The organism is Sphingomonas sp. Leaf38, from assembly GCF_001421825.1.
Taxonomy (GTDB): domain Bacteria; phylum Pseudomonadota; class Alphaproteobacteria; order Sphingomonadales; family Sphingomonadaceae; genus Sphingomonas.
This window is the reverse complement of sequence record NZ_LMLD01000011.1, coordinates 1,549,322-1,560,874: the sequence shown is the minus strand read 5'-3', so window position 1 is coordinate 1,560,874 and position 11,553 is coordinate 1,549,322. Positions and strand designations below refer to the sequence as shown.

8 protein-coding genes are annotated in these 11,553 nt (G+C 66.9%); 6 read left to right on the top strand and 2 right to left on the bottom strand.

Going from position 1 to position 11,553, the window contains the following annotated elements:
* Positions 1–119 precede the first annotated feature (119 nt).
* Complete coding sequence (locus ASE88_RS14590; RefSeq protein WP_156357063.1) at positions 120–1,268, bottom strand: AI-2E family transporter; 1,149 nt, start codon at positions 1,266–1,268, stop codon at positions 120–122.
* A gap of 297 nt (positions 1,269–1,565) precedes the next feature.
* Positions 1,566–3,263, bottom strand: a complete 1,698-nt coding sequence (locus tag ASE88_RS14585) for a class I adenylate-forming enzyme family protein (protein ID WP_056479632.1) — start codon at positions 3,261–3,263, stop codon at positions 1,566–1,568.
* 193 nt (positions 3,264–3,456) lie between these two features.
* Here ASE88_RS14585 and ASE88_RS14580 point away from each other — a divergent pair, with 193 nt between their 5' ends.
* The 6 genes from ASE88_RS14580 to ASE88_RS14555 all read left to right on the top strand — a co-directional run bounded on the left by ASE88_RS14580 (position 3,457) and on the right by ASE88_RS14555 (position 11,542).
* Positions 3,457–4,689: a serine hydrolase domain-containing protein gene (locus ASE88_RS14580; protein WP_056478838.1), complete on the top strand. Its 1,233-nt coding sequence runs from the start codon at positions 3,457–3,459 to the stop codon at positions 4,687–4,689.
* Between the two features lie 115 nt (positions 4,690–4,804).
* Positions 4,805–6,835: a 3-hydroxyacyl-CoA dehydrogenase NAD-binding domain-containing protein gene (locus ASE88_RS14575; RefSeq protein WP_056479629.1), complete on the top strand. Its 2,031-nt coding sequence runs from the start codon at positions 4,805–4,807 to the stop codon at positions 6,833–6,835.
* Between the two features lie 37 nt (positions 6,836–6,872).
* Positions 6,873–8,177: an amidase family protein gene (locus ASE88_RS14570; RefSeq protein ID WP_056478835.1), complete on the top strand. Its 1,305-nt coding sequence runs from the start codon at positions 6,873–6,875 to the stop codon at positions 8,175–8,177.
* Between the two features lie 4 nt (positions 8,178–8,181).
* Positions 8,182–9,363 (top strand): acyl-CoA dehydrogenase family protein, encoded by a 1,182-nt coding sequence (locus ASE88_RS14565; RefSeq protein ID WP_056478832.1) that lies wholly within the window; start codon positions 8,182–8,184, stop codon positions 9,361–9,363.
* Between the two features lie 91 nt (positions 9,364–9,454).
* Positions 9,455–10,582, top strand: coding sequence for an acyl-CoA dehydrogenase family protein (locus tag ASE88_RS14560; protein ID WP_056478828.1), 1,128 nt, complete (start codon positions 9,455–9,457; stop codon positions 10,580–10,582).
* Between the two features lie 72 nt (positions 10,583–10,654).
* On the top strand, positions 10,655–11,542 hold the full coding sequence (locus ASE88_RS14555) for an acyl-CoA thioesterase (protein ID WP_056478825.1): 888 nt from the start codon (positions 10,655–10,657) through the stop codon (positions 11,540–11,542).
* The last annotated feature ends 11 nt before the right edge of the window (positions 11,543–11,553 follow it).

Sequence of the window (11,553 nt, the reverse complement as noted above, 5' to 3'; positions counted from 1 at the left end):
GGACTCGAACCCGCGACCTCCGGCGTGACAGGCCGGCGCTCTAACCAACTGAGCTACACCCGCTGAAACAGCGTGGAGGCGGCAACTAGGCGAGGGTTCGGATACCGTCAACCCCCATTTCAGCCACCTGTTTCACGTTGTGCCTCGGGCGGGTCGCCACGCCGACGATTTCGCCCCGCCTTGGGCTGCACAAGCGTCCCGTGCTCGAACAGGAAGCCGGCGATATCGGGCTTGCCAGCCGCCTTGATGACCGTCTGGAGGATGATGAGCAGCGGAACCGCCAGCAGCGCGCCCGACGTGCCCCACACCCATCCCCAGAAGCTCAGCGAGATCAGGATCAGCAGCGGGCTGATCGTCAGCCGGTGCCCGACGACGAACGGCGTGATCGCGTTCGCCTCGATCAGATGCAGCCCGTACATCAGCGCGGGCGGCAGCAACGCCATCCAGATGTCCGAAAACGTCATCAACCCGCCGAGCGCGAGCAGGAACGCGCCGATCACCGGCCCGAAATACGGAATATAGTTGAGCAGCGCGACGATCCCACCCCACATCGCGGGATAGGGCATGCCGATGAACCACAGCGCGGCGCCCGTAACGATCCCGAGCAGGATGTTGATCACCGTGATCGTGCCCAGATAGGCCGACACGTCGTCGACGATGTCCTGGATCACGCGCGCGGTCGCCATCGCGCCGTCGAAGCTGGTCCGCCCGGTGATCGTCTGCCGCCGCATCCGCGTCCAGCCGGACAGGAAGAAGAACACGATCAGGACGCCGAACAGGAACTGCACGATGACCGCAGGCGCGGACGTCGCGGCGAGTTCGAGGATCGAGCCTGGTGCGGCGACGCCCGCGGTGGCCGGCTGCTTGATCGGCGTCGATGCGACCTGCCGCAGCGTCTTGTTCACATATTTCTCGAGGCTCGAATACAGATCGAGCAGCGGCGCAAGGTTGCTCTGGATCCGGTCGAGCCGGGTCGGCAGCAGCCGGAAGAAATCGGTCGCAGGCACGAGGATCGCGGCGATCGCGATATTCGCGGCGATCAGGAAGACGAGGATGCACAGGATCGCGGCAAGCGGCGACGGCACGTGGCGACGCTCGAGCCATTCCAGCACGGGCACGAGCGCGACCGAGATCACGAGCGCGATCGTGAGCGGCAGGAAGAACTCCGCCCCCGATTTCAGCGCGAACGGCATGGCGAGGATGAGGCCGACACCGGCGGTCAGCGTGAGCGCCGCGAGCAGGCGATCGCGCCGCTGCGCGATTCGCATCGCATCCTCGACCCCGACCGCGATCGGCAGTCCGAACGCACTTTCGGCCGGCGGGCCTTCCGCAACGGCGCCGCCCCCGCCGTCTGGCTGGTTCGTTTCGTGGCGAAGGCCCTCGTCCGTCATGATAATTCCTTTGTCACCCCCATCCCGTAATCGGGCGGTGCTGACAAGCATCAGGCGCGCGGCGGATCGAATTCGTCGAAACGCGCGTGCGAAGGCTGGCAAGGAACAGGCCCCCTCAACCCATCGCCCTGATTTCCTTCCGGATGACGACGTTCTTCCGGATTTCCTAAGCCGTCACGCGACCCGATCAGCGAACAGCCCCTGCAGGTCCTTCTTCAGGATCTTGCCGTTCGCGTTCCTCGGCAGCGTCTCGTGCACGAACCGCACCGCGACCGGCGTCTTGAACGCCGCCAGATGCTGCCGCACCCAGCCCTGCAACTCCGCCTCGGTCGTCACGGCGCCCGGCGCGAGATGCACCACCGCCGCGGGCTCCTCGCCCAGGATCCGGTGCGGAATGCCGATCAGCGCCGCATCGGTCACCGCGGGGTGTGCGTAGAGGACGTTCTCAACCTCGCTCGAATAGATGTTCTCGCCGCCGCGGATGATCATGTCCTTGGCGCGGTCGACGATGTAGCAGAACCCTTCCTCGTCCAGCCGCGCGAGATCGCCGGTGCGCACCCAGCCTTCGACGAACGTCGCTGCGGTCGCCTCGGGCTTGTTCCAATACCCCTTCACGATCATCGGCCCGCGCGCCCAGAGTTCGCCGATCTCGCCCACCGGCAGCTCGGTCACGCCGTCGTCCGCGACGATCTTCAGGTCGGCAACCGCGACCGGTGGCCCCGCGCTGGTCGGGCGGTTGAGATATTCCTCGGCGCCGTGATGCGTGACGGTCGCCATCGTCTCGGTCATGCCCCAGCCATTGCCGGGCATCGCGCCGAACTCGGCATGGATGCGCTTCACCAGTTCGGGTGCCGCGGGCGCGCCGCCATAAGCGATCGATTCGAGCGACGAGAGGTCGTATTTGTCGCGATCGGGATGTTCGAGCAGCTGCCAGGCGATCGTCGGCACGCCGCCGGTGATGTTCACCTTCTCGCGCTCGATGATCTCCATCGCGCGGATCGTGTCCCATTTGCGCATGAAGATCATCGTGCTGCCCGTCGCGATCACCCCCATCATCCCCGCCGAGCACGCGGTGACGTGGAACAGCGGGATCACCGTCAGCGTCACGCGCGGCGTCGGCTCCGCGGGCGCCTCGCCACGCCGCAGGAACGACCGCGCCGACGAATAGCCACCCGACAGGATGTTCGACATCATGTTGCGATGTGTGCCCAGCGCGCCCTTGGGGGCGCCGGTGGTGCCGCTGGTGTAGAAGATCGTCGCATCGTCGTCGGGTGCGATCGTCGCCTCGGGCAGGCCGATATCGGGCAACGCCGCCCAGTCGTGCGGCGTGCCGATCACGTCCTCCAGCCGCGTCACGATTCCCGTCAGCGGTTCCGCCGCACGCGCGACGAACACATACTCCAGCGCGGGCAGAGTCGCATACGCCCCCTCCAACCGGTGATGCCGCTCGTCATCGGTAATGAGTACGCGCGCGCCCGAATCGGCGAGGCCGTATTCCATCTCCGCGCCGGTCCACCACGCATTGAGCGGTACCATGATCGCGCCGATGCTCGCCCCGGCAAAGAACGCCACCGGCCATTCGGGCAGATTGCGCATCGCCAGCGCGACGCGGTCGCCAGCGCCGATCCCGATGTCGCGCAACCGGTGCGCCAGCACCGCGATCGCGCGAAAATTCGCCTCGTACGTGACGCGCTCGTCCTCATAGGCCGTGAACACCCGCTCGCCATGCGCCCGCGCCGCCTCGGCGAGCCAGCGCAGAGACGGCGGCGCGTTCTTCCAGATTCGCGTCTCGATGCCGTCGATCGCCAGTGTCGCCATCTCGAACTTCGCGCCGGGTGCGGTCAGCAGTCGCTCGGCATCGGCGAGTGACATCGCCGGCCAGGAGGAATCGCGTGCGATGATCGGTTCGCTTGCCAAGACCGGTTGACTCCAGAGTTGAATTTCGGGTTTGGCTTATCGCCTGTTCGAAGACAGGTTATAGTTGATTCCTGCTTCGCTCAAGGCAATAGAGGCATTAAGTTCGAACTAGGGGTATGGAGCGGGCCGTGACGGGGACGATCGAAACATGAAAATCGCCAAGCCCTCGGCCCATGGCTTCGACGCGAGCCGCCTGGCCGCGATCGATGCGTTGCTCCAGACCCGCTATCTCGATTCGGGCAAGCTCCCCAACGCACAGCTGCTGATCGCGCGCGACGGCGAGGTGGTGCATTTCTCGCATGCCGGCGCCGCCCGCGAAGACGGCAAGACGGTCGATGAAGGATCGCTGTTCCGGATCGCGTCGATGACCAAGCCGATCACCTCGGTCGCCTTCATGATGCTCGTCGAGCAAGGCCTCGTCGCGGTCGATACGCCGGTCCATCACGTGTTGCCCGAATTCAAGGATATCGGCGTCTATGACGGCGGCGGCGGTAGTGGCGCGGGGGGCGCGCCGTTCGTGACCAAGCCGACCGCCGAGCCGATGCGGATGATCGACCTTCTCCGCCACACCGCCGGGCTCACCTACAGCTTCCAGAATCGTTCGAACATCGACGCCGCCTATCGCGAAGCCAAGATCGAGAACTGGCATGGCGGCCATGATCTCGACGGCTTCGTCGCCGCGCTGGCGCAGATCCCGCTCGAATTCTCGCCGGGCACCGCCTGGAATTATTCGGTCGCGACCGACGTACTCGGCGCGGTCGTACAGCGCGTGTCGGGGCTGCCGCTCGACCAGTTCTTCAAGACGCGCATCTTCGCACCGCTCAAGATGAAGGACACGTTTTTCCAGGTCCCCAAGGGCAAGATCGACCGCCTTACGGATTGCTACACGCTTGTGCCCGGCAAGGGCCGCGTGATGTACGATCGCGGCGCGGACAGCGGGTGGAGCCGGATGCCGAAGCTCGTCTCCGGCGGCGGCGGACTCGTGTCGACCGCGCTCGATTACCACCGGTTCAACACCATGCTGCTGAACGGCGGCGAACTCGACGGCGCGCGAATCCTCGGGCGCAAGACGCTCGCCCTGATGACGCAGAACCACCTGCCCGGAAAATCCGATCTCGCGACGATGTCGAAGTCGCTGTTCAGCGAGGCATCGAACGCGGGCACCGGGTTCGGTCTCGGCTTCGCGATCACCGACGACGTCGCCAAGACGATGGTGCCGGGGTCGCAGGGCGAATATTATTGGGGCGGGATGTTCTCGACCGCGTTCTTCGTCGACCCGATCGAGCGCGTCTCGATGGTGTTCATGACGCAGCTCTCGCCCAGCAGCCTCTATCCGATCCGCCGCGAGCTGAAGACGATGATCTACGCCGCGATGACCTGATCCAGACACGGCCGTCATCCCGGCGAACGCCGGGACCCAGGGCCGCACGCACACCGATTTTGGCTCTGGGTCCCGGCGTTCGCCGGGATGACGGGGCCAGCACCAGGAGAGAATGATGACCAGCCCGATCCGCACCGAACGCCATGACGACGTCCTCGTGATCATCTCGAACAACCCGCCGGTAAACGCGCTCGGCGCCGCGGTCCGCCAGGGTCTCGAAGCGGCGATCAACGAAGGCGTCGGCGACGACAGCATCACCGCGATGGTCATCCGCTGCGACGGCCGCACCTTCTTCGCCGGCGCCGACATCACCGAATTCGGCAAGCCGATGATCGAGCCCGGCCTTCCGACCGTCGTCGACATGATCGAGGCCTCGTCGAAGCCGGTCGTCGCCGCGATCCACGGCACCGCGCTTGGCGGCGGGTGCGAGGTCACGCTCGGCTGCCATTACCGCGTCGCCGTCCCCTCGGCCAAGATCGGCACGCCCGAGGTGAAGCTCGGCCTGCTCCCCGGCGCCGGCGGCACGCAGCGTATCCCGCGCATCGCCGGCGTGAGGCTCGCGCTCGAGATGACCGCGAAGGGCGATCCGATCTCGGCGAAGAAGGCGCTCGACGCCGGCCTGATCGACAAGATCGTCGGCGAGGACTCGCTTGCAGCCGACGCCATTGCGTTCGCGCGCGAGATCGCGACCAAGCGTCCCCTGCCCCGCGCGTCCGAAAAGACCGCGCAGGCCGATCCCGACGCGGTCGCCGCGTTCAAGACGGAAAACGCGCGCCGCTTCCGCAACTTCGACGCGCCCGCCGCCAACATCGCCTGCGTCGAGAAGGCCGCGGACGGCTCCAGCTTCGCCGAGGGTATCGCGTTCGAACGCGAACAGTTCATGGCGCTGATGATGGGCGTCCAGTCCGCCGCGCAACGCCACATCTTCTTCGCCGAACGCCAGGCCGCCAAGATCGACGACGTCCCCGCCGACACCAAACTACGCGAGATCAAGCGCGTCGGCGTGATCGGCGCGGGCACGATGGGCGGCGGCATCTCGATGAACTTCCTGTCCGCGGGCATCCCCGTCACGATCGTCGAGATGCAGCAGGACGCGCTCGATCGCGGCACCGGTGTCGTCCGCAAGAATTACGAGGCGACCGCCGCCAAGGGCCGGATGAAGCCCGAACAGGTCGAACAGGCGATGGGCGCCCTGAAGCCGACGCTCGACTTCGCCGATCTCGCCGAGTGCGACCTGATCATCGAGGCGGTGTATGAGACGATGGAGGTGAAGAAGGACATCTTCACCAAGCTCGACGCGATCGCCAAGCCCGGCGCAATCCTCGCCTCGAACACCTCCTATCTCGACATCGACGCGATCGCGGCCTGCACGAAGCGTCCCGAGGACGTCGTCGGGATGCACTTCTTCTCGCCCGCCAACGTGATGAAATTGCTCGAAGTGGTGCGCGGCGACAAGACCGCGGACGACGTGCTCGCGACGGTCATGGCGCTCGCCAAGAAGATCAAGAAGGTCGCGGTCGTCGCGGGCGTCACCTACGGCTTCATCGGCAACCGCATGCTCATGCCGCGCCAGGTCGAGGCGACCAAACTGTTGCTCGAAGGCGCGAGCCCCGAGCAGATCGACAAGGTCCACGTCGCGTTCGGCATGCCGATGGGCCCGTTCCAGATGAGCGACCTCGCCGGCGTCGACATCGGATGGCACCGCGACCCGAGCCGGATCGAGAACATTCGCGACGCACTCGCTGCCGAAAACCGCTGGGGGCAGAAGACCAAGGCGGGCTTCTACGATTATGACGAGAAGCGCACGCCGTCGAATTCCCCCCGCGTGACGGAAATCATCGACGATTTCCGCGCCAAGTCGGGCGTCACCCCGCGCGAGATCAGCGACGAGGAGATCGTCGTCCGCACGCTCTACACGATGGTCAACGAGGGCGCGCTGATCCTCGAGGAGGGCAAGGCCCAGCGCGCGTCCGACGTCGATGTGGTCTGGATCTACGGATATGGCTGGCCGGTCTATCGCGGCGGCCCGATGTTCTGGGCGCAGTCCGAGGGGCTGGCGAAGGTCGTCGCGGGGCTCGAGAAATACGGCTTCCCGGTGGCGAAGTCGCTGAAGGACGCAGCGAGCTCGGGTGGTCGCCTGAAGTGATCGCGCGCCGCCGCCTCGTCCGGGCGATCCCACGCTGATGGGCCGCTCCGCGCTCCAGACCGCGGCGGCGATCCGTGCGGGTGAGACGACCGCGCTCGCCGAGTGCGATGCGGCAATCGCGCGGATCGAGGCGCGCGACGGTGCGATCAACGCCGTCGTCGTCCGCGATTTCGCCCGGGCGCGGGAGGCCGCACGCGCGCTCGACGCGGAAGGTCCGGACGAACGCCCGCTGTTCGGCGTGCCGATGACCGTGAAGGAATCGTTCGACGTCGCCGGCCTGCCGACCAGCTGGGGCGTCGGGGTCCACCGCGACAACATCGTCGACCGGGATGCGGTGGCGGTCGCCCGGCTGAAAGCGGCGGGCGCGGTGATCCTGGGCAAGACCAACGTGCCAGTGCGGTTGAGCGACTGGCAAACCGACAATCAGATCTATGGCCGCACCAACCATCCGCTCGACACCACCCTCACCCCCGGCGGATCGTCGGGCGGCGGCGCGGCTGCGCTCGCCTCGGGCATGGTGCCGCTCGAACTCGGCTCCGATATCGGCGGCTCGATCCGCGTACCCGCCGCGTTCTGTGGTGTCTGGGGGCACAAGCCGACCTATGGCGTGCTGTCCGACATCGGCCACCGCGTTCCCGGCACCGACGGGGCAAGCGCCGTCCTGGGCGTGATCGGCCCGCTCGCGCGCGATTCCGAGGATCTGGCCGTCGCGCTCGACATCCTTGCCGACCTCCCGCTGCCCCGCCCGAGCGTCGACCTCGCCCGGCCGCGGATCCTGCTGCTGACCGCGCATCCCGCGGCGCGCGTGGATTCGTCGATTGTGTCGGCGATCGAGCATGTCGGGGAGGTGCTGGGCCGCGCAGCTGCCATCGTGTCGCACGCCGCGCCGGCGATCGACCTGGCGGCGCAGCATGCGGATTACATGCGGATGCTCGGCATCGCGATGACGCGCGGCGGCCCGGCGCGTGACGGCAAGGTCGCGACGCTGTCGCACTGGTTCGACCTGCTCGATTCGCAGGCGCGGCTGCAGCGCGCATGGGGCGCGCTGTTCGAAGAGTTCGACGCGGTGATCGCGCCCGCCAGCGGCGTGAGCGCCTTCGCGCACATCGCCGAGCGCAATGTCGCGCGACGCACGCTGTCGATCGACGGCGAGGACACCCCGTTCGGCGTCCAGTTCGCCTGGGCGGGTCTCGCCACCTTCCCCAATCTGCCCGCGACCAGCGTGCCCGTCGGGATCGACCCGCGCGGCCTGCCGATCGGCGTGCAGGTCATCACCAACCGTTACCGCGACCACGACGCGATCGCCGTCGCCGCGCTCGCCCACCGATTAAGCAGGAGCTGATCCGATGTCCAACCTCGACACTTTCCGGTCCGAAACCCGCGCCTGGCTCGCGGAAAACTGCCCGCCCGAGATGCGCAAACCTGTGCGCTCGGAGGACGATGTCTGCTGGGGCGGGCGCCAGTTCAAGCCGTCGAGCCCGGCGCAAAAGGAGTGGCTCGACAAGATGGCCGCCAAGGGCTGGACCGTCCCTGACTGGCCCAAGGCCTATGGCGGCGGCGGGCTGTCGCCGGCCGAGACCAAGATTTTGCGCGAAGAGATGGCGGCAATAAAGGCGCGCAACCCGCTCAACTCGTTCGGTATCTCGATGCTCGGGCCGGCGCTGCTGAAATATGGCACCGAGGAGCAGAAGCTCGATCACCTGACCAAGATCGCGCGCGGCGAGATCCGCTGGTGCCAGGGCTATTCCGAGCCGAATGCGGGCTCCGACCTCGCCGGGCTCGCGACATCGGCAGAGGACAAGGGCGACCATTATCTCGTCAACGGGCAGAAGGTGTGGACCTCCTACGCCGACAAGGCCGACTGGATCTTCTGTCTCGTCCGCACCGACAAGACGAGCAAGCAGGGCGGAATCAGCTTCGTGCTGTTCGACATGGCCTCGCCCGGCGTGTCGACCAAGCCGATCCTGCTGATCAGCGGCAATTCGCCGTTCTGCGAGACGTTCTTCGACAATGTCGAGGTGCCCAAGATCAACCGGGTCTACGAGGAGAACAAGGGCTGGGACGTCGCGAAATATCTGCTCGGGCATGAGCGCGAGATGATTTCCGGCATGGGGCTGGCGTCGGGCGGCGGCAATCCGCTGATCGACGGTGCGATCGCCACCGTCGGGCTCGGGCATAACGGCCGGCTCGCGGATCCGTTGCTGCGCGCGTCGATCGCGGTGTTCGAGGTGCGGGCGAAGGCGTTCGGGGCGATGTCCGAGCGGTTCATCGACGAACTGAAGGCGGGCAAGGCGCACCCAGCGCAGCCGAGCATGATGAAATATTACGGCACCGAGCTGAACAAGTCGCGGTACGAGCTGATGATGGCGGCGGGCGGTTCGGACGCGCTCGAATGGGACAGCGACCGATCGCGCGGCGGGGCTGTCCCCCGGTCATGGCTGCGCACCAAGGCGAACTCGATCGAGGGCGGAACGAGCGAGATCCAGCTCAACATCATCGCTAAGCGGATCCTCGAACTGCCCGCCTGACCTTTGACCGTTCTCCCGCGAAGGCGGGAGCCCAGAATCATGAACGCTGCGCGTGGGGCTCCTGGGCCCCCGCCTCCGCGGGGGAACCAGAATGCCACTCTATCTAGACGACGACCAGACCGCCCTGCAGGACACCATTCGCGATTTCGTCGCGGAGCATGCGCCGGTTAGCCATATGCGGGCTTTGCGTGACGCCGACGACACAACCGGCTTCTCGCGCGACCTGTGGAAGCAGTTCGCGGAGATGGGCTTTACCGGCATCCTGATCGGCGAGGATCAGGGCGGCCTCGGGCTCGGCCATGTCGAGGCGGGCGTGGTGCTGGAGGAGATCGGGCGCAACCTGTCGCCTTCCCCGTTCCTTTCCACCGCGGTCGCGGCGGTCGAGGCGCTCAAGGGCACGGGCCAAGCCGAACGCTGGTTCCCCGGGATCATCGCCGGCGAGACCGTCGCCGCGCTCGCGATCGACGAGCGCGCCAAGCACCGCGATACCGTCGCGATGAAGGCCGAACGGTCGGGCAACGGGTTCCGGCTGACCGGTGAGAAAAGGTTCGTCACGCACGGCCACACCGCCGACCTGATCATCGTCGCCGCCCGCACCGCAGGATCGGACGACGACAAAGACGGCATCACCCTGTTCGCCGTCCCGAAGGACGCCGCCGGGCTGTCCGCACATGCCGAGCGCCTCGCCGACGCCAGCCTTGCCGCGCGCCTCGAGTTCGACGGCGTGGAGGTCAACGCGGATGCGGTGATCGGTGAAGTCGATGCCGGCCGCACGCCGCTCGATCGCCTGCTCCGCGCGGGGCGTACCGCCGCGTCGGCCGAGCTGCTCGGCGTCGGCGGCGGAGCGATGGATATGACGGTCGGCTACATGAAGCAGCGCAAGCAGTTCGGGACGCTGATCGGCAGCTTCCAGGCGCTCCAGCACCGCGCCGCGCATCTCTATTCGGAGATGGAGGTCGCGCGTGCCGCCGTCCTCAAGGCGCAGCAACTGCTCGACCAGGGCAGCGACCGCGCGGACGAGGCGGTGTCGGTGGCCAAGGCGATGACCGCGCTGGCGACCACGCTCAGTGTCCAGGAGGGCGTGCAGATGCACGGCGGGATCGGGATGACCGACGAATATGACATCGGCTTCTACATGAAGCGCGCGCGGGTGCTCGCCGAGATGTTCGGCGACGCCAACTTCCACGCCGATCGTTTGGCGCTCGCTGCCGGCTATTGACCAGAACTTGTGCCCCCGCGAAGGCGGGGCCCAGACTGGCCTCCCGCCTTCGCGGGAGAACATGGAGGTCAGATGAGCTTGGATACTACCGATACGTCCCCCGAAGCGCTCGCCCAGGGTCTCGTCGACCTGCTCGAGATCGAGGAGGTCGACACCGACCTCTATGTCGGCAAGCGGCAGCCCGGTGGCGTCGGGCGCGTGTTCGGGGGCCAAGTCATCGCGCAGGCGCTGCAAGCCGCGCAACGCTCGACCGAAGTCCCCAAGGCCGCCCACTCGCTGCACGCCTATTTCATGCGGCCGGGCAACGAGGACTATCCCATCGTCTTCCGCGTCGTCCGCGATTTCGAGGGCCGCAGCTTCGCGACGCGGCGCGTGATCGCGATGCAGAAGGGGCAGCCGATCCTCAACATGGCGGCATCGTTCCAGATGCCCGAAGAGGGCCTGCACCATCAGCACGCGATGCCCGACGTGCCCGCGCCCGAAACCTTGCGCTCCGACCGCGACCTGCGGCTCGAGACTATCGACGGCATCCCCGAGAAGTTTCGCGCGCACATGCTGCGGTGGCGGCCGATCGAGGTCCGTCCGGTCAACCCGCGCAGCTGGATCGATCCGGCGCCGCAGGATCCGCACTACGCCAACTGGTTCCGGCTCTGCGCGCCAATCGGCGACGATCCGGCGATGCACCGCGCGATCCTGGCATACGCGTCCGACATGGCGCTGCTCGGCACCGCGCTGCTGCCGCACGGCAAGAACTGGATTACGCCGGGGCTGCAGACCGCCAGCCTCGATCATTCGCTATGGCTGCACGAGGATTTCCGCGCCGACGACTGGCTGCTCTACGCCTGCGACAGCCCGTGGTCGGGCCATGCGCGCGGCTTCAACCGCGGCAAGATCTACGCAAGAGACGGCCGCCTCGTCGCCAGCGTCGCGCAGGAGGGCCTGATCCGGATGCGCCAGTAACCCCCCCGCGG